The sequence below is a fragment of the Litoreibacter ponti genome, from assembly GCF_003054285.1.
GTDB lineage: Bacteria > Pseudomonadota > Alphaproteobacteria > Rhodobacterales > Rhodobacteraceae > Litoreibacter > Litoreibacter ponti.
This window is the reverse complement of the sequence record NZ_QBKS01000001.1, coordinates 1,092,601-1,112,888: the sequence shown is the minus strand read 5'-3', so window position 1 is coordinate 1,112,888 and position 20,288 is coordinate 1,092,601. Positions and strand designations below refer to the sequence as shown.

Sequence of the window (20,288 nt, the reverse complement as noted above, 5' to 3'; positions counted from 1 at the left end):
TGGCTGTCATCGAAATCTTAATCAATCGGTGTAAGTAAGGGGTATGGACACGCCCGAAGACCGCTATCCCGACTACTCCCGCGCCGAAAAATGGGCCGACGGGCTAATCCATCTTCTGGGCCTCGGCGCGTCGCTGATCGCCATCGCTATTTTCCTTGCTTACCAATCCGATCACCTCAGCACCGGCCAACTTGGCGCGTTGAGCATCTATTGGGCCGGACTGGTGGCGATGTTCACCGTGTCCGGCGCATATCACATGACCCCGTGGGAGCGCTTTCGCACCCGTCTGCGTCGCGCTGATCATGCAACCATTTTCCTCAAGATCGCAGGGACGTACACGCCCTTCGTCGTGGCGCTCGGGTCTGCTGTCAGCTACGTCGTCTTGGGTCTGGTCTGGGCGCTGGCCCTTCTGGGCGCGGGCACCAAGCTGTTTCGGTGGAGCACGCCCGGCCGCTTCAACGCGGCGCTCTACCTTGGTCTCGGCTGGATCAGCGTCGCGCTGATCTGGGGCATCTTCCAGCTTTCCACCGCCGCGGGCTGGTGCGCTGTCGCGGGTGGATTGCTTTATTCCAGCGGGGTGATCTTCTTTCACTGGGACAGCCTGCGCTTTGCAAACGCGATCTGGCACGGTTTTGTCGTCGTGGCCTCCGGCTGCTTCTTCGCCGCCGTGACGCTCGCGGTGCTTGCGGCCTAGTCCTTCAAGCCCACTTGCGGCGACGGGCGGATGGTCCGGAAGCCAGCGGTTGCAAGCCTGATCCGTCCAAAGACCTCTGGCCTGCGCGCAATCTTGCCCGCAGCCTCACGCTCTGCAATTTCCAAGAGCGCGTGGGCGGGTTTGTTGAATGGCACGCCCGCGAGCACATTCGCATCGAACTCCCACCATTTGACCTTCAGCATCGCCTCGATCACCTTCTCGGAAAAGCGGTAGCGCAGCACCTTGGCCGGAACGCCGGCCACGATCGCGTAGGGCGGCACGTCCTTGGTCACAAACGCGCCACCGCCCACAACGGCGCCGGTGCCGATCTTGACCCCGCGCCGCACGACCACATCCGTGCCGATCCATACGTCATGGCCAATCTCGACCTCGCCGGTCGCGCTGTCATTTTCAACCTCGTCCATCGGCATGACCCGCGCGGGCGCGGCCTTGTCTTCGGGCGGGTAGAAGAAGAACTGATCCGTGCGGTGGAAGGCGGGCGAGCTCGACATCCAATCGGTCATATGCTCGCTCTCGCCCAGGGTCACGTTCGGCGCGATGGAGCAGTACCGGCCAATGCTTTTTACATGCCGAATGGTGCCCGTGCGCAGGTAGGAATAGGCGCCGATCTGCAGGTCCTGATAGTAGAAGGCGGCGCCATTGTTGAGCTGCGCCGGGGCTTCGTAGTCAAGCAAGAACAGCCGTCCTCGGGTGTTGAATCCCTCCGCAACCCGCAGGCCGATTTTGCGCAGGTAGCCAAAATTTGCATTCAGACGCTTCATGGCAATGCCTCAGGCGACCTCCGCGAAGACCTGTTTCAACGCGGCTTCGAGCTTTTCGAACATCTCATCCATCTGCGCGGGCGTCATCACGAAGGCCGGGCAGAGCACCACGGCCTGACCGAGCGGGCGGCAGATCAGCCCGTGATCGGTGCAGGTGTTCGCGATCCGCTCGGAGACCGAGAGCGCGCCGTCGAACGGCGTCTTCGTCGCCTTGTCCTTTACCGCTTCCAGCGCGCCCATCAGCCCTTTGCCGCGGGCCTCGCCGATATGCGGATGCTCGGCCAATCGCGCGAGCCCCGCCTCGAATTGCGGTGTGAGCGCGCGCACATTGTCGATCAGTGGCGCAGCCCCGTCAGAGCCTTCAAGGATCACCTCGATCGCCTTCAGCGCGACCGCGCAGCCGACGGGGTGGCCGGAGGCGGTGAAGCCGTGGGGAAACTCCTCGATCGCGTCGGACGCCGCTTGCAACCGGTCGGTCAACTCCGGGCCGAGGATCACCGCGCCCATGGGGAAATAGCCTGCGGTCAGGTTTTTTGAGCTGATGATCGCATCCGGCAGAAAATCGTAGGCCTGACAGCCCCAATCCGTGCCGCAGCGCCCGAAGCCGCAGATCACCTCGTCGGCGATCAGGGGAATACCGTGTTTCTTCAGGATCGGTGCGATGGTCTGGAAGTAGCCTTCCGATGGCGGGATCACCCCGCCTGCGCCCATCACCGGCTCCGCCACGAAGCCCGCGATCGTATCCGCGCCTTCCCGCGCGATGACCTCTTCCAGCTCCGCGCCCATGCGCGCTGTGAACGCTGCCTCGCTCTCGCCCGGCAACCCTTCGCGCCAGTAATGCGGGCAGGTGAGATGGATGAAGCCATCAAGCGGCAGGCCGAAGACCGAGTTGTAGGGCTTGCCGGTCATCGAGGCCGAGACCGCCGTCACCCCGTGATAGCCGTTCTTGCGGGTCAGGATTTTGCGCCGTTCGGGCTTGCCCTGCGCGCCGCCCAGAAACCACAACATCTTGACCAGCGTGTCATTCGCCTCCGAGCCCGAGTTCGTGTAGAACACCTTGCCGCGCGAAAACGGCGACACCGCGATCAGCTTCTCCGACAGCATCACCGTCTGGTCGGACATGCGCCCAAAAAACGCGTGGTAGCCAGGGAAGCGGTCGTATTGCGCCTTGGCCGCCGCGGCGAGCCCTGCATGATCGAACCCGGCCACCATGTTCCAAAGCCCCGAATTGGCATCAAGGTATTTTTGGCCATGCACATCAAAGACATAAGGCCCCTCGCCATGGGTCAGGACGACCGCGCCGCGCTGCTCGATCGAGGGCAGGTCCGTGAAGCCGTAGAAGGAGTGGGCGTCCGCACGGGCCTCCCAGCTGTTGGGGCTGTCGTCGCGCATATCTCTGGTCTCCGCTTTCAGTTGCGGCTAGCTTACGCCTCAAATTTGGGCGCAGCAATTGGCGAGATGATGGTCGACACTCCGGGAAAGATTACGCTGTGGCAGGTCGAGATTTTTGTCGCCGCAGCCGAAGAGCCTTCGATCACAGCCGCGGCGCAGCGGCTGGGGGCGAGCCCGTCCGCGGTCAGCCAGCAATTGTCGAACCTCGAGGCGGCGTTGGGGGTGAAGCTGCTCAACCGCGCCGAGCGTCCGATGCCATTGACCCAAGCCGGCGATCTGTTTTTGCGCCGCGCGCAGGCGATCCTGCACGAGGCCGCCATGGCGACGTCCGAGTTGACGTTGAAGGACCTGAGCGCCCGGATGCGCCTGCGCCTTGGCGTGATCGAGGATTTCGACGCCGACGTGACGCCCGCGCTGCTGATGCAACTGGCAAGCGCGATGCCGAAGGCGCAATTCCTGCTTGATACCGGCGCGTCGCACCGGCTTCTCGACCATCTTGAGGCGCGTGCGCTCGACATGGTCGTGGCCGCCGACCCGGGCAACTTGCCGCCGGGCTATGAGGTCCATCCACTGATGGAAGACCCGTTTGTGGTGGTGACCCCCAAACGCATGGTGCGCCCGGGCCAAGATCTGATGGAGCAGCTGCGCGCCACCCCCCTGATTTCCTACACGACCCGCCATGTCATGGGCCGCCAGATCGCGGCGCATCTGGCGCGGGTGCGGCTGAAGGCCACCAACCGGTTCGAGCTCGACAGCTATCACGCGATCATGGCGATGGTCGCGCGGGGCGAGGGCTGGACGGTGCTGACCCCGCTGGGCGTGATGCGGGCCAAGCGGTTCATGGACCGGGTGGACGTGTATGAGCCGCCGTTTGCCGCATTATCTCGCCGCATCTCGCTGGTGGCGCGCGAAGGGGCCATCCAGGATATGCCCGCGCAGGTCGCAGCCGAGCTGCGGCCGCTGGTCGAGCGGGACATCGTGGGATTTTGCACGCAACGCATGCCGTGGCTCAAGGAACAGATGCGGGTCTTGACCTAAAGGAGCGCGCGATGCGCGCCCGCCATTATTGATTTGGCGCGCCGTCCGTCCCGCGCACCTCGTGACCCGCGTCGATGATCGCGTCGGCGATGAAATCCAGCTCCGATTGTGTCAGCCGCGCGGGCAGCCGCGTGTCGCAGGCGCGCGCCAGCATGGCGCGGGTCTTGGGCAGCTCCGGCAACTCGCCGGGGATGAACTGCCAGTTCCAGAAGGCGCGTGCGTTGTCCTGCGACAGGCCGAAGACCTGCGTGCCGACGCCGCGCCGTGTGGTGGCCGCCATGAAGGCCTCTGCCTGCGCATCGGTGAACCCACGCAGATTGAACTGCAGCGAGTCCGGCGCGCGCAGCTCGGGGGCGAGCGGGGCAGGGACCTCGAACATGTCTGAGGCCAACAGTTTCGCCGCGACATAGTCATGGTTGGCGCGGCCATCGCGCACGCGGCGCTCCAACTCACCCAATTGCGGGCGGATCACGCAGGCCGACAGGTTCTGCATGCGCAGGTTGTAGAGCGGCAGCCGGTTCTGCCACCGCGCTGCGATCTCGCCCACAATCGCGTGCTTCTTCCAATTGTGCTCATAGGCCCCTGACATGATCACGGCGCGCGCGATCAGCTCCGGGTCGTCGCTGACCATGATACCGCCTTCGCCCGCGTTGATCATCTTATAGCTTTGAAACGAGAAGCAGCCGACATGGCCCAACGTGCCGATATTCTGACCGTTCCAGGTCGTGCCCAGCGAATGGGCCGCGTCCTCGATCACCGGCACGTCATAGACGAAGGCCAGTGCCTTGATCGCGTCCATGTCGGAGGTGTGCCCGCGCATGTGGCTGATCAGAACGGCGTCGCAGTCGGCGATCTTCGCTTCAAAATCCTGCAGGTCGATGCGGTAGGTGGCGTCGACCTCGACCAGCACGGGCTGGCACTCGGCGTGCACCACGGCGGAGGGCACGGCGGCGAAGGTGAAGGCCGGGATCAGCACCCGCGCGCCCTTCGGCAGGTCCAGCGCCTTGAGCGAGAGGAACAATGCGGCGGAACACGAAGACACCGCCAGCGCGTATTTCGAGCCCAAGAGCTGCGCGAATTCTTCTTCGAGCAGCGCTACGGGCGCGCGCTCCGACGTGTAGCGAAACAAATCGCCCGAGCTCAAAAGCGCGTCGATGGCGGTCTTCGCCTCGTCCGGGATCGGCTCTGCGGCGTAGGTGTCCGGTGCATCTTGGATAAAGTCACGCATATCGAAGCTCTCCCGATTATTCGGAAAACCTGTAGCTAATTTTCGGGATTCGAGAAAGTATTAAATCCCCAACTTGTCCCGCAGAGCGTACCACGTCATCGCGAGAACCAGAATCGGACTGCGCAAGGCGGCTCCGCCGGGGAAGCGCGGGGTGGGAAGGCGTGCGAGCAATTCCGCGCCGTCCACCTCGCCCGATACGGCCTCGGCGAGGATCTTGCCGGTGAGCCCGGCCAAGGCGACCCCGTGGCCCGAATAGCCTGCCGCGCTCCACACACCGGGGGCGACCTGGGCGATATGGGGCAGGCGCGACATGGTGATCGCGAGCGTGCCGCCCCAGGCGTAGTCAATCTTGACGCCGCTCAATTGCGGGAAGACCTGTTCCAGCGGTTTTCGCACCACCGCGGTGATGTCGGCGGGGAAGGTGTAGCTGTAGTTCTCGCCGCCGCCAAACAGCAGCCGCCGATCCTCTGACAGGCGGAAGTAGTTCACCACGAATTTGTCGTCGCTGACCGCGATGTCCCGGCGCAACACCTCCTCGGCCCGCGCACCCAGCGGTTCGGTTGCGACGATGAAATTGTTGATCGGCATCACCCGGGCGGCGGTGGGGCGGGACAGACCTGTGCCATAGCCATTCGTCGCCTGGATCACGTGATCCGCCACGACCCGGCCGTGATCGCAACGCACGGTCGTGCCGTCGATTGCGTGGGCGCGGGTGGTCTCGAAGATGCGCACCCCGGCTTCTGTGCAGGCGCGCGCCAGACCGAAGGCGTAGCGCAGCGGGTGCAGATGACCCGCCCCGTGATCGAGCGTGCCACCATGGTAGCCCGGCGCGCGCAGGATGTCGTAGAGCGCGTCGCGCGACAGGGGTTCAAGACTGGTATAGCCGTAATTCGCGGCGAGGTAGTCGGCATATTCCTGTTCTTGGCGCGCGCTATTTGCGGACCAATGTCCGTGCGCGATCCCCGGTCGGAAGCGCGCGTCGGGCGCATGGGTCTCGCACAGGGTCCGGGTCAGGGCGACCGCCTCTTGCGACAGGTCCCAAACCTTGCGCGCATCAGAGTTTCCGAGCGTCTTTTCAAGGGCTTGCTGGTTGGCGTTAAACCCCGATTGCACCTGCCCGCCATTGCGGCCGGACGCGCCAAAGCCGACCCGTTGCGCGTCGATCAAAACGACGTCCAGCCCGGCCTTGGCCGCATGCAGGGCTGCCGACAGCCCGGTGTAGCCGCCGCCGATCACACAAAGATCGGCGCGAACTTCGCCCCGCAGTGGATTGAACGGGGAAAGCGGGCGCGCGGTCGCGGTGTACCAGCTGTTCGGGTAGGTGCCGGGCCGGTCGTTTTTGTCCAGCAGGCTCATACGTTCAAAAGCAGATGCTCACGCTCCCACGGAGAGATGACCTGCAGGAATTCCTCGTATTCGGCGGCCTTCACGATGGAATACACCCGGGCGAAGTCGGGGTGCAGGATCTCGTGGAGATCCTTGGCGTTGTCGAACAGATCCAGCGCCGAGTGCAGGCCGCGGGGGATCTCCGTCTCCCCATCATAGGCGTCGCCCTTGAATTCCTTGGACGGCTTTTGCCCGGCCTTCAGCCCCAGATAGCCGCAGGCAAGCGAGGCCGCGATCCCGAGATAGGGGTTGCAATCCATGCCTGCCAGCCGGTTTTCGACCCGGCGGGCGATCGGCTCTGACACGGGCACACGCAGCCCCGTGGTGCGATTGTCGCGGCCCCATTCAAGATTGATCGGGGCCGCGTGGTCTTTCACGTAACGTCGGTAGCTGTTCACGTAAGGCGCGAGCAGCGCGATGACCGAGGGCAGGTGGGTCTGAAGCCCCGCGATGAAATGCATGAACTGATCGGTCTCCGCCCCGCGCGGCCCGGAGAAGATGTTGCGCCCGGTCTCGCGGTCCACGATCGAGTGGTGGATATGCATCGCACTGCCCGGCTCGCCCTCGATCGGCTTGGCCATGAAGGTCGCAAAACAGTCGTGCCGCAGAGCGGCCTCGCGGATCAGCCGCTTGAAGTAGAAAATCTCGTCGGCGAGCTTGACCGGGTTGCCGTGGCGCAGGTTGATCTCGAGCTGCCCCGCTCCGCCTTCCTGGGTGATGCCGTCGATCTCGAATCCCTGGGCCTCGGCGAAGTCGTAGATGTCGTCGATGACCGGGCCGAACTCGTCCACGGCGGACATGGAATAAGCCTGCCGCGCAGCGGCAGGGCGGCCGGAGCGGCCCATCATCGGCGCGATGGCCTCTGCCGGGTTGATGTTGCGCGCAACGAGGAAAAATTCCATTTCGGGGGCGACGACCGGCTCCCAGCCTTCCTTACGGTATAATTCCACCACGCGTTTGAGCACGTTGCGCGGGGCGAAGGGCACCGGCGCGCCGTCCTGCTGGAAGGCGTCGTGGATCACTTGCAGCGTCCAGTCGCCGGTCCACGGCGCGACGGTGGCGGTGCTCATGTCGGGCTTCAGAACCATGTCAGGCTCTGTAAAGCCGCCTTCGCCTGCAGCCTCGCCCCAGCCGCCGGTAATGGTCTGGAAGTAGATCGAATTGGGCAGAAAAAACTCACTTTGGCGCGCAAATTTCGTCGCAGGCACCGCCTTGCCGCGGGCGATGCCGGGCAGATCGGCGATGACGCATTCCACCTCGTCGAGCCGGTTCGCCCCAAGATACGAAATCACCGCCGGCGGCAGATTGTCTGTCCAGTCAGCTGGCACGGGCCACCTCGCGCTGTTGCTTGAAAAAGCCCGCGATATGCGCGGCGAGGTGCGTATTGTCATTGGCCTCGCGGCTCAGCGCGGCGGCGCGGTCCATCCTGTCGTCCTCGTAATCCGCCGTGCCTTTGCGCAGGGCGACGTAGTCGGCGATGATCTCGCCGCTGAATTCCGGGTGGGCCTGCACGGTCCAGATGCGGTCGTCATAGACCAGCGCCGCGTTCTCGCAGAACGCGTTGGTGCCGATGGCGCGCGCGCCCGGCGGCAGCGCGGTCACCTGATCCTGATGCCACGCATTAAGCTTAATGGGCCCGAGCCCGTCGAATGCATATTCGGTCAGCCCAAGCGCCCAGCCACCGCCGAATTTCTCGACCTTGCCGCCGAGCGCTTGCGCGATGATCTGATGGCCAAAGCAGATGCCGACCATCGGCACATGATGCTCGAACGCCTGCCGGATGAAAGTCTCGAGCGGCGGAATAAAGGCGTGCTCCTCATAGGCGCCATGCTTCGATCCGGTGAGCAGCCAGCCGTCGCAGGCGTTGATCTTGCTGGGAAACTCCATGTGCTCTACGTCAAAATCGGTGAAGCTGAAACCTTGCCCGTCCAGCAGACGCCGAAACATGTCAGGGAAGTCGCCATGCTTGCCCTCCACCTCTGGCATGGTGTGACCGCAGGACAGTATTCCGATATGCATGGGGGCCTCTTGACGCGTTTGTGCCTTGATACCCGAGCGGCGGGCGCGTGGATAGAGGGGAGCCTTCGGCGAGAGTATTTTCTCCAAAACGAAGCCAGATCGCACTTTTTTCGAGGCGCGCGTTAACCTTAATGGTGGGTTAAACCGTGTCGAGGTAGAGGTCGATCCGTTCCGCCTCGGACAGCTCTTGGTAATACTGTGCCTCTTGTTTCTTGGTCAGCACGAAGTTCCGGATCAGCGACTTGGGCAAAATGCGCGCGATGTGCTCCGATGTCTCGAACGCCGCGATGGCGTCCGCCCAGGTGGTCGGCAACTGCGCCAGCTCGGCGTCATAGGCCGATCCGGTGATCGGCGCGGGCGGCGCTTCGGCGTCCTCGATCCCGTTCAGCGCCGCGCCAAGGACGACGGCCAGCATCAGGTAGGGGTTGATGTCGCCGCCTGCGACGCGGTGCTCGATCCGGCGCGCCTTGGGACTGCCCGCGGGCACCCGGATCGCCGCCGTGCGGTTCTCATAGGCCCAGGCGATCCCCGTCGGGGCATGGGCGCCGGGGGTGAAACGCTCGTAGGAATTGCCATGGGGCGCGAAGATCAGGGTCGAGGCAGGCATCGCGGCAAGGCAGCCCGCGATGGCGTGGCGCAACGTGTCGGTGCCCGCCTCGCCACCATCGTCGAAGACGTTCGCACCGTCCTTGTCCAGCACCGAGAAATGCGTGTGCATCCCGGTACCCGAGTGCTCCGCATAGGGTTTGGCCATGAAACTTGCCGCAAAGCCATGTTTGCGCGCGAGCCCGCGGATCAGCAGCTTGAACAACCACGCATCATCGGCAGCCTTCAGGGCGTCATCGGTGTGGACAAGGTTAATCTCGTACTGGCCCATACCGGCTTCCGAGATCGCGGTCTCGGCGGGGATATCCATCGCCTCGCAGGCGTCATAGACCTCCGTGAAGAAGGCGTCGAACGCGTCAAGCGCGCGCATCGACAACACCTCGCCGCCCAGACGGCGCTTGCCGGAGCGGGGGGAAGGCGGCGGTTGCAAATCCTCACCGCTGTCGTCGATCAGGTAGAATTCCAGCTCGGTTGCCACCACCGGCGTCAAGCCACGGGCGCGGTAGCGTTCCAGCACGGCGGCCAGCGCGTGGCGCGGATCACCCGCGAAGGGCGTGCCGTCTTCAAGAAACATCCACATTGGCAGCAGGGCCGACGCGCTCGACAGCCACGGCATCGGCACGAAGCCGCGCTCGGTGGGTTTCAAGACCCCGTCGCGGTCGCCGGTGGCAAAGACCAGCGGGCTGTCTTCGATGTCGTCGCCCCAGATATCGACATTGAGCACGGACATGGGCATGCGCGAGCCCTCGTCCAGCAGCTTCGCCCCAAACCGCGCGGGCAGCCGCTTGCCGCGGGCCTGTCCGTTCAGATCGGCCACCGCGGCGCGGATGTTGCGGATCTCCGGGTGATCTCTGAGCCAGCTGTCCATCTTAGCGGATCAGCTGTGGTCGGTAGCGCAGGCGGCGCCGGGCCTCTTGCGGCAGGTGGCGGTTGAGGCGCCGGTTGACCAACCCGAAGGCCCCGATGATCGCCAGTGTCAGGATGATGAAATAGACCGCCACGATTGGGTAGGGGATGAACGGGTTGAAGGTCTTGTCGGCGAAATAGTTTGCGTAGTAGAGCGCGTCGCCCTTCTGTTGGAAGGCCGGGAAGGACGAAAAGAACACCAGCGTCGTGGCGTGGAACAGGAAGATCGCCTCGTTCGTGTAGGCGGGCCAGGCGAGGCGCAGCATTGTGGGCCACACCACGCGGCTGAACTTGGTCCAGCCGGTCATGCCGTAAGCGTCTGCCGCCTCGACCTCGCCTTTTGGTACTGATCGCAGCGCACCGTACAGAATCTCGGCTGAATAGGCGGCGGTGTTCAGGAACAGCACCACCAGCGCCCCCGCCCAGGCCGATGTCATCACGTCGAAGAACGGCGAGACCTGCTTGAGCTGCAGGAAGATGTAGTAGGCGAGGAAGAACTGGATGAAGAGCGGCGAGCCGCGGAAGATCAGGATGAACCATTCGGCGGGCTTGCGGATCACCGGATTTGCCGCTGCTTTGCCAAGCGCCAGTGCATTGGCCAGAAAGAAGCCGAACAGCAGGGCCAACAGGCCGTAATAGACGTTCCAGATCATGCCAGACCCGATCAGCGTCACCTGCTGGCAGATGGTGAAATCCTCGCGCGGCAGCAACCTCTCGCCATAGCCAAGGCTGCGGAAGGCGTACATCTGAACCGTCTCCCAGCAGCTCATGACGTGCCCCCCAGCGTCGCTTGGCCGTGGGTCAGGCGCTTCATGATCCGCTCCAGCACGACCTCCGAGACCTTGGTGAAGGCCAGATAGAATACCAGCAGCGCCAAGAAGTACCACATCCGCCAATCCCCGTGGGGGTAGTCGGTAAAGCGCGGCGTTTTGGAGCCGCCCAGCTCGCGGGCCCAATAGACGATATCTTCCACGCCCAGAAGGAACAGCAGCGGCGTCGCCTTGATCAGCACCATCCACAGGTTCGACAGGCCGGGCAGGGCGTAGACCCACATCTGCGGCACGATCACCCGGGTGAAGGTCTGGCGCGGGCTCATGCCATAGGCCTGCGCCGTCTCGACCTGCGCCTTGGGCACCGCATTCATCGCGCCGAACAGCACATTGGCCGCAAAGGCGCCGAAGACGATGGCAAAGGTCACCACCGCGGTCATAAACCCGTAGACCTCGTGCACCCATTGCGGGGCGGAACCCAGCGGCAGCTTGGCCTGATCGCAGACCCGGAAATCATTGCCGCGGTAAATCGGCTCGGTCCAGCCGGGGCAGAGATAGACGTGGCGCAGATATTCCAGTCCTTGATCCAACGCGATCACGAAGAACAGGAAGAAGACGATATCCGGCACGCCCCGCACGATCGAGATGTAGGTCTTGCCGAACCAGCGCAGCGGGGCCACCCGCGACCGCGCAGCCATCGCGCCGCCAAAGCCGAATGCCAGCGCCGTCGGCGCGGTGATCGCCAGCAGCAACAGCACCGTGCCGAAGGCCCAATAGATGCCCATGTGCTTGCCCGTCGTCAGGTAGCAGCTGAGCCAGGTCAGGCCCTCGAGCGTGGTTGGGTCGGCGCAGTAGGAGAACATGAAACCGCTCTACACCTCCGCGCGCAGATAGGCGAGGGCCAGCGATGCCGTTGCCTCGGGCGCCTCCAGCTGAGGCAGGTGCTCGCAGCCTTTCATGGGGGTGAAGTCGCAACCGATGGCCTTGGCCAGCGCTTCGCCGCGCGCCAGTGGGATCCAAGGATCGTCTTCGCCCCAAATTACACGTACCGGCTGCGCGATTTTGCCAAAATCGCCTTCGATCTCGGCAGTGTAGTGTTCGTCGGCCTGTGCGAACTGGCGGTAGAAGCTGAGCTGGCCCTCCTCCGACAGCCAAGGTGCGACGAGCGCCTCTTGATCCTCGTCGGGCAGCGGACGCGCCAGTGCCCCGCGAATATAGGCGTCGACCACGGCGCGGTGGATATGGGGCGGCAGGCCCATGAATGCTTCCACATGGCGGCCCACATGTTCGAAGAACTCCGACCCCCACGGCCGCATCGCCACGACATTCATCAACAAGTAGCGGTGGTAGCGCCGCCCGCCCAAAAGCTGCGCGCGCAGGGTGATCGCGCCGCCGAAATCGTGTGCCCAGACAGACGGGGCGTCGAGACCCCAATGATCCAACATCTCGGCGAAGACCTCGCCCTGCACATCCAGCGACGTTGCCTGACCTGCGCGCATCTCGGATCGGCCAAAGCCGGGCATGTCGTACCAGTACACGTGGAAATAGGGGGCCAAGGCCGGGATCACACGGTGCCACGCGTAGGACGACCAGGGCCAGCCATGGGCCAAAACAAGCGGTGGCCCGTCGCCCGAATGGCCCCAGGCCACACGGCCTGCGCGCGTGTGCGCGCTTTGGTCTAGGTTCCAGCCCATCGCGTGACAGAAAGCCCGGGGCGCGCGCGCGCGCGGACGCCCCGGGCTGACAGTGTTTAGAACGTGGCCGAGCCGGGCAGGTGCTTCTCGATCAGCGCGTTGAGCGAGCCGTCGGCCTTCATCGACTGGATCGCCGCGTTGAACTTCTCGCGCAGCTCGCCGTCGCTTTCGCGCACGCCCAGCCCGATGCCGCCGCCCAGCAGCACGTCCTCGCCGACGATCTCCAGATCAGCCTCGGCCTCTGCGATGGGCTCGAGATAGGCCTTGTCAGCCAGCACCGCGTCGGCTTCGCCATTCTTGACCGCCGCAATGGTTTCTTCGGGGGTGGCGAATTCCACCAGCGTCACGCCGTTCATCGAGGCGATGTGGCTGGCCTGAATGGTGGAGGCCTGCGCCGCGATCACGCCGTCGGTCAGGACCACACCGCCGGTTTTGGCGAGGTAGGCGGAGGGGTCGGGCTGGGTGTAGGGATCGGTGAAGTCGATAACCTCGTCGCGCTCGGCGGTGATCGACATGCCCGCGATGATCGTGTCGTAGTTGCCGGAGACCAGGTTGGGGATGATGCTGTCCCACTCATTGGTGACCCACTCGCAGGTCAGCTCGGCGCGCTTGCACAGCTCGTCGCCCAGCTCGCGCTCGAAGCCGTCGACCTCGCCGGCATCGTTGATGAAGTTATACGGAGGGTAGGCGCCTTCTGTGCCCATACGGATGGTCTTGGCGTGGCCGTCGGCCAGCGCGAAGCCTGCGGACAGGGCCAGGGCGGTTGTCGCGAGGATCAGCTTTTTCATGTTGTATTCTCCCAGGTTATGAGCGGTCATTAAGGTTAATTCAGGCGGGAACAGTCGCGCTCAGGAACTGTTTCAGCCGTTCGGTCTTCGGCGCGCCGAAAACCTGATCCGGGTGGCCTTCTTCTTCGATCAGGCCCTTGTGCAGAAAAATGACATGGTCCGAGACGTCGCCCGCCAGCCGCATGTCATGGGTCACGATCAGCATCGTGCGCCCCTCGGTGGCGAGATCCTTGATGACCTTCACCACCTCCTGCTCCAGCTCGGGGTCGAGCGCGGAGGTCGGCTCGTCGAACAGCAACGCCTTCGGCTCCATGCACAACGCCCGCGCGATGGCAGCGCGCTGCTGCTGGCCGCCCGACATCTGGGCGGGAAAGACATCGCATTTGTCGCCAATCCCCACCTTGTCCAGAAGCGCCCGGGCGCGGGGTTCCACCACGTCGCGCGGCTCGCCCAGAACGGTCAGCGGGGCCTCCATGACGTTTTGCAGCACCGACATGTGGGACCACAGGTTGAATTGCTGGAACACCATCGAAAGGTTTGTGCGGATGCGGGTCACCTGCTTGGCGTCGGCGGGGCGGCGGGCATGGCCTGCACCTTTCCACGTGACGCCTTCGCCGCAAAACAGCACCTCACCCTGCTGGCTGTCTTCCAGCAGGTTCGCGCAGCGCAGCAGCGTGGATTTGCCCGAGCCCGACGAGCCGATGAGCGAGACCACCTGTCCCGCCTCCGCACGCAGGGAGACGCCTTTGAGTACCTCCAAGGCGCCATAGGCCTTGTGAAGATCGCGAATTTCTAAAACGGGGGGCGTGTTGGCAGACACGGGCACTCGCATGCAGTTCGACAAGATCGCAGTAGGGCCGAAAATTGCAGGGTTTGCAATGGCTTTCGGGGCGGGGTTACGCGGCGGGAGCCGCCGGGGGCGGCGGCATCTCAAGGTAGCGCTCGGCCGGGATGTCGGTCAGGCCGATCACCCCCAGGGCCGCACGGTGCTCGGGCTCGATGGCGCGCAGGGCGCCGGCAAGCGCCTCGCGGATTTCCGCCGCATCAAGACCCTTGGCGCAGATATAGGGCAGGGCCGGCTGTGGCGAGGTCGTGCCCACGACCTTCAGCGAGCGGGTGTAGCCGTCCCAGGTCTTGGCCTGATGCCAGCTCAGCGCGTCGATGGCGGCGATATCGGCGCGCCCGAGCGCGACGCCCCGGGCGGAGGCCTGATGCGAGCCGGTCTTGAGCGTCTTGGCCCAGGTCAGGCCTTGGCTTTCGCGGTATTCCTCCAGCGCGGCCCAGCCGCTTTGGCTGTCGGCGGAGTTATACGCGGCCCGCATGCCGCCTTCGCGCGGCGGCGCGCCTTTGCGCTCGACGATGATCGAATTGTAGAAACCGGGGTCGTAATCGAGCGCCAGAACCGGCGTGGCCACCAGCTGTACGGCATCCGACAGGCCGGTGCGGAAGGGCAGCGAGCAGGTCTGCGAGATGACAAGCCCCGGGTCGCACCAATGTGCGTCGAGATCGTCGATGTCGCGCGTGAGCCGCTGCGGCAGGCCCATTTCCATCGGCAGGCGGTCGCGCATCAGCTTCCAGAGCCTGTCATAGGCGTCCGCCGTCTCGCGGCGGTCATACATGGGGAAGCTGGCGATCACATCTTGTCCAATCTAGCTTTTGAGCCGCGCTTCGACGCGCTGGCGGGCGAGCGCGCTGTCGCGGTCGTTGACGCCCAGGAGAGGCGCGATCAGGCGCAGGATACCTTCTTCCTCGGCGTCGCGAACACCATCGGCGAGCACCAGCTCCCACATCGCCTCAATGACCTGTTCGCGGTCCTCGAACTCGACGTTGTCCTTGATGGCGCGGGTGAATTGCACGGTATCATTGGCCTGCGCCTCGACCGCTTCGGCGTCATGGCGCAGATCGGCAGCCGCATTGGCATCCAATCCGTAGCGGCGCTCGAGGATGCGGTCGATGGTGTCGACCTCGGTGGTGGCGTAGTCCCAGTTCGAGCGTGCGATCCGCACCAGCAATGCGGTCAGCGCCAGTCGCTCGTCCTCGGCGGTTTTCGGGGTTTCGGGCTTCCCCGCCAGTCTATTGAGAAAATCGTTCAGCATCGGCTACAACTAGGCGCTTTGTCCGGATTTGAAAGGTTAGGGCTCATAGCCTTCGACGATAACTAGATCACCATCAGAGGCGTCTTCGCGCAAGGCACGGGCGGCGCGGTAGCCGGGGCTGTCATAGCAGGCTTGCGCGGCCTCAAGGCTGGAGAATTCCAAGACCACCGTGCGGGCGCGCACCTCGCCTTCGCGCACCTCTTGGTTGCCGCCGCGCACCAGAAAGCGCGCGCCGAACTCGGCGAACGGGGCCGCATTCGCGGCGCGGTACTTCTCGTAGGCGTCCGGGTCCGAGACGCTGACATGGGCGACCCAATAGGCTTTGGGCATAGGCGATACGCTCCGCTCTGAAGGCTGCCGCAGACGCTAAGGCCGCCGCTATCCCTCGGTCAAGACAGGGAAAATTCGTTCCCGAAGAAGGCTGTCTTTTGCACAACGGTCACGCTATCGCGCGCCGACCTCCAACTCGGCTGCCAGCCGGGTCAGAAGCGTGCTTTCCTCGCGCCGGTCGACGCCATCGGCGCGCGCGACGTCCACGAGGGCCTTGATCAGTGCGCGGCGCGTCTCGACGGAGATATTGTCATGCACCAGCTTGGCGAATTGGTCGGTGTCGGGCGCGTCATGCTCCAGCCGCTCGCAGGTGGCGCGCATCTTCGCAGCCTCCACCGGGTTGAGGTCGAACTGCGCGGCCAGCACCTTGTCCATCACGCCGATCTCGGCGGCGTTGTAGTCGTGATCCGCCTTGGCCATGCGCACCATCAGCGCGCCAAGGGCCAACTCTGGCGTGACCTCCGGCAGCGGCTCTGCCTCGGGCCGGCGACGGAACCAGCTTGCAAATGCCATCAGACGAGCCTTGAGTTTTCTTTGGCCGCCCGCACGAAATCGCGAAACAGCGGGTGAGGCTCGAAGGGCTTCGATTTCAGCTCCGGGTGGAACTGCACGCCGATGAACCACGGATGGTCCTTGACCTCGACGATCTCGGGAAGGCGTCCGTCCGGGCTCATGCCGGAGAAGATCAGCCCCTTGTCCTCAAGCTCGTCACGGTAGGCGATGTCGACCTCGTAGCGGTGGCGGTGGCGCTCTTCGATGGCGGTTGTGCCGTAGACTTCGGCCACTTTGGACCCTTCGGCCAGCGTCGCATTATAGGCACCGAGGCGCATCGTGCCGCCCTTGTCGTCGGTTTCCTTGCGCTTGACCTTGTGGTTGCCCTGCACCCATTCCTTCAGGTGATAGACCACCGGCGTGAAGCGTTTCTTGCCCGCCTCGTGGTCGAATTCCTCCGACCCGGCATCCTTCAGCCCGGCCAGATTACGCGCGGCTTCGATCACCGCCATCTGCATGCCGAGGCAGATGCCAAGGTAGGGGATCTTTTTCTCGCGCGCGAATTGCGCGGCTTTGATTTTTCCTTCCGTGCCGCGCTCGCCAAAGCCGCCGGGCACCAGGATCGCGTGAAAACCTTCGAGATGCGGGGCCGCGTCTTCGCGGTCGAATACTTCGGCGTCGACCCATTCCACATGGACCTTCACCCGGTTCGACATGCCGCCATGCATCAAGGCTTCCTTGATCGACTTATAGGCGTCCTCCAGCTGGGTGTACTTGCCCACGATGGCGATGCGCACCTCGCCCTCGGGATTGTGCACCCGGTCAGAGACGTCTTCCCAGACCGCCAATTTCGGCTGCGGGGCGGGGGAGATGCCGAACGCATCCAGCACCGCCTGATCGAGCCCTTCCTTGTGGTAGGCCAGCGGCGCGTCATAGATCGACGGCAAATCATACGCCGCCACGACGCTCTCGGGGCGCACATTGCAGAACAGCGCGAGCTTGGCGCGCTCTTTCTCGGGGATCGGCTGCTCCGACCGGCAGACCAGAATGTCCGGCGCGATGCCGATGCTTTGCAGCTCTTTGACCGAGTGCTGCGTCGGCTTGGTCTTCAACTCGCCCGAGGCCGCCAGATAGGGCAGCAGGGTGAGATGCATGAAAATGCAGTCGCCGCGCGGTCGCCCGTGGGCAAACTGGCGGATCGCTTCGAAAAACGGCAGGCCCTCGATGTCACCCACGGTGCCGCCGATCTCGCAGAGCATGAAATCGACCTCATCGTCGCCGATGGCGATGAAGTCCTTGATCTCGTTGGTGACGTGCGGGACCACCTGGATGGTCTTGCCCAGATAGTCGCCGCGGCGCTCTTTCTCGAGCACCGTCGAATAAATCCGCCCCGACGACACGGAATCAGTGTTGCGCGCGGCAACCCCGGTGAAGCGCTCGTAGTGGCCAAGGTCCAGGTCCGTCTCCGCCCCGTCATCGGTCACGAACACTTCGCCATGCTCGAACGGGCTCATCGTGCCGGGGTCGACGTTCAGATAGGGGTCCAGCTTGCGCAACCGCACGGAATAGCCCCGGGCCTGCAACAGCGCGCCAAGGGCGGCCGAGGCCAGCCCCTTGCCAAGGGAAGATACCACACCGCCGGTGATGAAAATATATCGTGCCATGTGTGGATCGGTCCCCGTGATTTTCTTGGTCTTGTGCGAAGAAATGGGCGCTCAGATGCCCATACTCACGGGATTTAAGCCATAAAGGATTCGGGGCCGTCCCGCAACCGCGACCCGCAACATTATGTGGGCCTTCCCTAGGGAAGGCCCAGAATTAGTAGTGTATTGAGCGGTTTACTCGTCCGCGCGCGGCGGCGTCAGCGGTGCCGTGCCAGAGGCCGCGGGCGGAGGCAGCAATGCGTCACCCGCGGGTGCCTCGACCGCGGCCGGCGGCAGCAGGTCCGCGTCATCGACGACAGAGCCCGGCCCGCCTTGTGCCAGAATGGTCAGCGTGATCGAGGTGATCACGAAGGCAATACCAAAAAGCCAGGTCAGCTTGCCCAAAGGCGAAATCGCCGGGCGGCCCGTCATGGCCCCGCCGCCACCGCCGCCGCCAATGCCCAGGCCACCGCCTTCGGAGCGCTGGATAAGCACGATCAGGATCAGGCACAGGGCGATGATCAGATGCACGGTGAGAACGATGTTTTCCATGAGGCGTGGGGGCCTTTTGCTGACTGCTTCGCCGCTATGTAATGGCGCAAGCACCCTCGCGCAACCCGCCAAATCGGGGTTTCCCCCGCGAGGGTGCCCGGCTATACGGGCGCGGGTTTCACTCCGTCAAAGGGATAAGAGCATATGGCCAATGTGGTGGTTGTCGGCGCGCAATGGGGCGACGAGGGCAAGGGCAAGATCGTCGATTGGCTATCCGAGCGCGCCGATGTGATCGCGCGCTTTCAGGGCGGGCATAACGCAGGCCATACGCTTGTCATCGACGGCAAGGTCTACAAATTGAACGCGCTGCCCTCCGGCGTGGTGCGCGGTGGCAAACTGTCGGTCATCGGCAATGGCGTGGTGCTGGACCCGTGGCACCTGGTGGGCGAGATCGCCACGATCCGCGAGCAGGGCGTCGAGATCACGCCCGAGACGCTGATGATCGCAGAGAACACACCGCTCATCCTTCCCATCCACGGCGAGCTGGACCGCGCCCGCGAAGACGCGGCCTCCAAGGGCACGAAGATCGGCACGACCGGGCGCGGAATCGGTCCCGCCTACGAGGACAAGGTTGGTCGCCGCTCGGTCCGCGTGGCCGATCTGGCCGATGCGGCGACGCTGGAGGCACGCGTGGATCGCGCGCTTCAGCACCACGATCCGCTGCGCAAGGGGCTGGGGATCGAGCCCATCGACCGCGACGCGCTGATCGCAAAGCTGCGCGAGATCGCGCCTGAGATTCTGAAATATGCGGCCCCCGTCTGGAAAGTGCTGGGCGAGCGCAAGAAGCGCGGCGAGCGTATCCTGTTCGAAGGCGCGCAAGGCGCTCTCTTGGATATCGATTTCGGCACCTACCCCTTTGTCACCTCATCGAACGTGATCGCGGGGCAGGCGGCGACCGGCGTGGGCATGGGCCCCGGCTCGATTGATTACGTGCTGGGCATCGTGAAGGCCTACACCACCCGCGTGGGCGAGGGACCTTTCCCGACCGAGCTTGACGATGCCGACGGACAGCGCCTGGGCGAGCGCGGCCACGAGTTCGGCACCGTCACCGGCCGCAAGCGCCGCTGCGGCTGGTTCGACGCGGTTCTGGTGCGCCAGACCTGTGCGACTTCCGGGGTGACAGGGATTTCCCTGACCAAGCTCGATGTGCTTGACGGGTTCGAAGAGCTGAAGATTTGCGTGGGCTATGAGCTGGACGGCGCACGGCTGGATTACCTGCCGACGGCCGCAGATCAACAGGCCCGCTGCACACCGATCTACGAGACCATGCCCGGTTGGTCGCAATCGACCGAAGGCGCGCGCAGCTGGGCGGACCTGCCGGCGGAGGCGATCAAATACGTCCGCCGCGTCGAGGAGTTGATCGACTGTCCCGTGGCCCTACTTTCCACCTCACCGGAGCGCGAGGACACGATCCTCGTGACCGACCCATTCGCGGATTGATGAGGTGAAGACATGGCGCTGGGCTACAAGGCACGCAAACGCTGGGCATTGGTGATCCTTGTGGTGGGGCTGCCGCTCTATGTCGTGGTGGCGTTGAACGTGGTGGCGCTCTTCGACCGCCCCAGTTTCTTGGTCGAGCTCGCGGTCTATATTGGCCTAGGCTTTTGCTGGATCCTGCCGTTCAAATTCATCTTCAAGGGTGTTGGGCAGGCGGATCCCGACGCGCGGGATTGAGCCACTTGCCTTGAGGCAGGGCCAAAATTTTTGAAGGAAAATTTTGAGCAAAACTATTTTGCAATAGTTTTGCACCCAGCATCGCGTGGCGCACTGTGGTGTCAGACACGGTTAAGAAATTTTCGGTATACCCCACCGCGACGTCAAATTCTGGGTTTGCAGGCTCTCCGCGCCGGGTGGCATCCGGCACAATGCGAG

22 protein-coding genes are annotated in these 20,288 nt (G+C 64.0%); 4 read left to right on the top strand and 18 right to left on the bottom strand.

Annotated features, from left to right (window positions below):
* Positions 1-43 precede the first annotated feature (43 nt).
* A complete protein-coding gene (trhA, locus tag C8N43_RS05550) occupies positions 44-694 on the top strand; it encodes a PAQR family membrane homeostasis protein TrhA (protein WP_107844653.1) in 651 nt (216 codons plus the stop codon).
* Here trhA and C8N43_RS05545 read toward each other — a convergent pair.
* Together C8N43_RS05545 and C8N43_RS05540 are read right to left on the bottom strand one after the other, a co-directional pair.
* Positions 691-1,476, bottom strand: coding sequence for a CatB-related O-acetyltransferase (locus C8N43_RS05545; protein WP_107844652.1), 786 nt, complete (start codon positions 1,474-1,476; stop codon positions 691-693). The genes trhA and C8N43_RS05545 overlap by 4 nt on opposite strands.
* Positions 1,477-1,485: 9 nt before the next feature.
* The gene (locus C8N43_RS05540; protein ID WP_107844651.1) at positions 1,486-2,868 is read right to left on the bottom strand and encodes an aminotransferase; all 1,383 of its coding nucleotides are present in this window, start codon (positions 2,866-2,868) and stop codon (positions 1,486-1,488) included.
* A 66-nt stretch (positions 2,869-2,934) separates the two neighbouring features.
* Here C8N43_RS05540 and C8N43_RS05535 point away from each other — a divergent pair, with 66 nt between their 5' ends.
* Positions 2,935-3,906 carry a LysR family transcriptional regulator gene (locus C8N43_RS05535; RefSeq protein ID WP_245912912.1) on the top strand — a complete coding sequence of 324 codons (972 nt, stop codon included), beginning with the start codon at positions 2,935-2,937 and terminating at the stop codon, positions 3,904-3,906.
* A 25-nt stretch (positions 3,907-3,931) separates the two neighbouring features.
* Here the strand turns inward: C8N43_RS05535 and C8N43_RS05530 are convergent, their stop codons facing one another.
* The 16 genes from C8N43_RS05530 to secG all read right to left on the bottom strand — a co-directional run bounded on the left by C8N43_RS05530 (position 3,932) and on the right by secG (position 18,416).
* Positions 3,932-5,134 (bottom strand): DegT/DnrJ/EryC1/StrS family aminotransferase, encoded by a 1,203-nt coding sequence (locus tag C8N43_RS05530; protein ID WP_245912910.1) that lies wholly within the window; start codon positions 5,132-5,134, stop codon positions 3,932-3,934.
* Between the two features lie 60 nt (positions 5,135-5,194).
* Positions 5,195-6,490, bottom strand: coding sequence for an NAD(P)/FAD-dependent oxidoreductase (locus C8N43_RS05525; protein WP_107844650.1), 1,296 nt, complete (start codon positions 6,488-6,490; stop codon positions 5,195-5,197).
* Positions 6,487-7,848, bottom strand: a complete 1,362-nt coding sequence (locus tag C8N43_RS05520; protein WP_245912908.1) for a glutamine synthetase family protein — start codon at positions 7,846-7,848, stop codon at positions 6,487-6,489. The genes C8N43_RS05525 and C8N43_RS05520 overlap by 4 nt, the downstream gene beginning before the upstream one ends.
* Entirely contained in the window at positions 7,838-8,539 is a 702-nt protein-coding gene (locus C8N43_RS05515; RefSeq protein WP_107844648.1) for a type 1 glutamine amidotransferase, read from the bottom strand. Before C8N43_RS05515 ends, C8N43_RS05520 begins: the two co-directional genes overlap by 11 nt.
* A gap of 139 nt (positions 8,540-8,678) precedes the next feature.
* On the bottom strand, positions 8,679-10,013 hold the full coding sequence (locus tag C8N43_RS05510; protein ID WP_107844647.1) for a glutamine synthetase family protein: 1,335 nt from the start codon (positions 10,011-10,013) through the stop codon (positions 8,679-8,681).
* Position 10,014: 1 nt separating this feature from the next.
* Positions 10,015-10,821 (bottom strand): ABC transporter permease, encoded by an 807-nt coding sequence (locus C8N43_RS05505; RefSeq protein ID WP_107844646.1) that lies wholly within the window; start codon positions 10,819-10,821, stop codon positions 10,015-10,017.
* The gene (locus tag C8N43_RS05500; RefSeq protein ID WP_107844645.1) at positions 10,818-11,684 is read right to left on the bottom strand and encodes an ABC transporter permease; all 867 of its coding nucleotides are present in this window, start codon (positions 11,682-11,684) and stop codon (positions 10,818-10,820) included. The genes C8N43_RS05505 and C8N43_RS05500 overlap by 4 nt, the downstream gene beginning before the upstream one ends.
* Before the next feature lie 9 nt (positions 11,685-11,693).
* Positions 11,694-12,515: an alpha/beta fold hydrolase gene (locus C8N43_RS05495; RefSeq protein ID WP_107844644.1), complete on the bottom strand. Its 822-nt coding sequence runs from the start codon at positions 12,513-12,515 to the stop codon at positions 11,694-11,696.
* Between the two features lie 56 nt (positions 12,516-12,571).
* On the bottom strand, positions 12,572-13,303 hold the full coding sequence (locus C8N43_RS05490; protein WP_107844643.1) for a transporter substrate-binding domain-containing protein: 732 nt from the start codon (positions 13,301-13,303) through the stop codon (positions 12,572-12,574).
* A gap of 40 nt (positions 13,304-13,343) precedes the next feature.
* Positions 13,344-14,135, bottom strand: a complete 792-nt coding sequence (locus C8N43_RS05485; RefSeq protein ID WP_107844642.1) for an ABC transporter ATP-binding protein — start codon at positions 14,133-14,135, stop codon at positions 13,344-13,346.
* A gap of 64 nt (positions 14,136-14,199) precedes the next feature.
* Positions 14,200-14,940, bottom strand: coding sequence for a phosphate/phosphite/phosphonate ABC transporter substrate-binding protein (locus tag C8N43_RS05480; RefSeq protein WP_146174162.1), 741 nt, complete (start codon positions 14,938-14,940; stop codon positions 14,200-14,202).
* 12 nt (positions 14,941-14,952) lie between these two features.
* On the bottom strand, positions 14,953-15,399 hold the full coding sequence (locus C8N43_RS05475) for a tellurite resistance TerB family protein (RefSeq protein WP_107844640.1): 447 nt from the start codon (positions 15,397-15,399) through the stop codon (positions 14,953-14,955).
* 36 nt (positions 15,400-15,435) lie between these two features.
* The gene (locus C8N43_RS05470) at positions 15,436-15,729 is read right to left on the bottom strand and encodes a DUF1330 domain-containing protein (protein WP_107844639.1); all 294 of its coding nucleotides are present in this window, start codon (positions 15,727-15,729) and stop codon (positions 15,436-15,438) included.
* Between the two features lie 114 nt (positions 15,730-15,843).
* Positions 15,844-16,242: a tellurite resistance TerB family protein gene (locus C8N43_RS05465; protein WP_107844638.1), complete on the bottom strand. Its 399-nt coding sequence runs from the start codon at positions 16,240-16,242 to the stop codon at positions 15,844-15,846.
* Positions 16,242-17,885: a CTP synthase gene (locus C8N43_RS05460; RefSeq protein ID WP_107844637.1), complete on the bottom strand. Its 1,644-nt coding sequence runs from the start codon at positions 17,883-17,885 to the stop codon at positions 16,242-16,244. Before C8N43_RS05460 ends, C8N43_RS05465 begins: the two co-directional genes overlap by 1 nt.
* A gap of 174 nt (positions 17,886-18,059) precedes the next feature.
* The gene (gene secG / locus C8N43_RS05455; protein ID WP_107844636.1) at positions 18,060-18,416 is read right to left on the bottom strand and encodes a preprotein translocase subunit SecG; all 357 of its coding nucleotides are present in this window, start codon (positions 18,414-18,416) and stop codon (positions 18,060-18,062) included.
* Between the two features lie 144 nt (positions 18,417-18,560).
* Between secG and C8N43_RS05450 the strand changes: the two genes are divergently transcribed.
* Positions 18,561-19,856: an adenylosuccinate synthase gene (locus C8N43_RS05450; RefSeq protein ID WP_107844635.1), complete on the top strand. Its 1,296-nt coding sequence runs from the start codon at positions 18,561-18,563 to the stop codon at positions 19,854-19,856.
* Between the two features lie 12 nt (positions 19,857-19,868).
* Positions 19,869-20,090 carry a DUF2842 domain-containing protein gene (locus C8N43_RS05445; RefSeq protein WP_107844634.1) on the top strand — a complete coding sequence of 74 codons (222 nt, stop codon included), beginning with the start codon at positions 19,869-19,871 and terminating at the stop codon, positions 20,088-20,090.
* Positions 20,091-20,288 lie beyond the last annotated feature (198 nt).

Excerpts from the sequence above, each read along its gene's own strand:
- C8N43_RS05535 (WP_245912912.1), top strand. The coding sequence starts at position 2,935 with ATGATGGTCGACACTCCGGGAAAGATTACGCTGTGGCAGGTCGAGATT.
- C8N43_RS05540 (WP_107844651.1), bottom strand. The coding sequence starts at position 2,868 with ATGCGCGACGACAGCCCCAACAGCTGGGAGGCCCGTGCGGACGCCCAC.
- C8N43_RS05530 (WP_245912910.1), bottom strand. The coding sequence starts at position 5,134 with ATGCGTGACTTTATCCAAGATGCACCGGACACCTACGCCGCAGAGCCG.
- C8N43_RS05470 (WP_107844639.1), bottom strand. The coding sequence starts at position 15,729 with ATGCCCAAAGCCTATTGGGTCGCCCATGTCAGCGTCTCGGACCCGGAC.
- C8N43_RS05450 (WP_107844635.1), top strand. The coding sequence starts at position 18,561 with ATGGCCAATGTGGTGGTTGTCGGCGCGCAATGGGGCGACGAGGGCAAG.
- trhA (WP_107844653.1), top strand. The coding sequence starts at position 44 with ATGGACACGCCCGAAGACCGCTATCCCGACTACTCCCGCGCCGAAAAA.
- C8N43_RS05460 (WP_107844637.1), bottom strand. The coding sequence starts at position 17,885 with ATGGCACGATATATTTTCATCACCGGCGGTGTGGTATCTTCCCTTGGC.
- C8N43_RS05545 (WP_107844652.1), bottom strand. The coding sequence starts at position 1,476 with ATGAAGCGTCTGAATGCAAATTTTGGCTACCTGCGCAAAATCGGCCTG.
- C8N43_RS05500 (WP_107844645.1), bottom strand. The coding sequence starts at position 11,684 with ATGTTCTCCTACTGCGCCGACCCAACCACGCTCGAGGGCCTGACCTGG.
- C8N43_RS05465 (WP_107844638.1), bottom strand. The coding sequence starts at position 16,242 with ATGGCATTTGCAAGCTGGTTCCGTCGCCGGCCCGAGGCAGAGCCGCTG.
- C8N43_RS05445 (WP_107844634.1), top strand. The coding sequence starts at position 19,869 with ATGGCGCTGGGCTACAAGGCACGCAAACGCTGGGCATTGGTGATCCTT.
- secG (WP_107844636.1), bottom strand. The coding sequence starts at position 18,416 with ATGGAAAACATCGTTCTCACCGTGCATCTGATCATCGCCCTGTGCCTG.
- C8N43_RS05495 (WP_107844644.1), bottom strand. The coding sequence starts at position 12,515 with ATGGGCTGGAACCTAGACCAAAGCGCGCACACGCGCGCAGGCCGTGTG.
- C8N43_RS05475 (WP_107844640.1), bottom strand. The coding sequence starts at position 15,399 with ATGCTGAACGATTTTCTCAATAGACTGGCGGGGAAGCCCGAAACCCCG.
- C8N43_RS05510 (WP_107844647.1), bottom strand. The coding sequence starts at position 10,013 with ATGGACAGCTGGCTCAGAGATCACCCGGAGATCCGCAACATCCGCGCC.
- C8N43_RS05490 (WP_107844643.1), bottom strand. The coding sequence starts at position 13,303 with ATGAAAAAGCTGATCCTCGCGACAACCGCCCTGGCCCTGTCCGCAGGC.
- C8N43_RS05485 (WP_107844642.1), bottom strand. The coding sequence starts at position 14,135 with ATGCGAGTGCCCGTGTCTGCCAACACGCCCCCCGTTTTAGAAATTCGC.
- C8N43_RS05525 (WP_107844650.1), bottom strand. The coding sequence starts at position 6,490 with ATGAGCCTGCTGGACAAAAACGACCGGCCCGGCACCTACCCGAACAGC.
- C8N43_RS05505 (WP_107844646.1), bottom strand. The coding sequence starts at position 10,821 with ATGAGCTGCTGGGAGACGGTTCAGATGTACGCCTTCCGCAGCCTTGGC.
- C8N43_RS05515 (WP_107844648.1), bottom strand. The coding sequence starts at position 8,539 with ATGCATATCGGAATACTGTCCTGCGGTCACACCATGCCAGAGGTGGAG.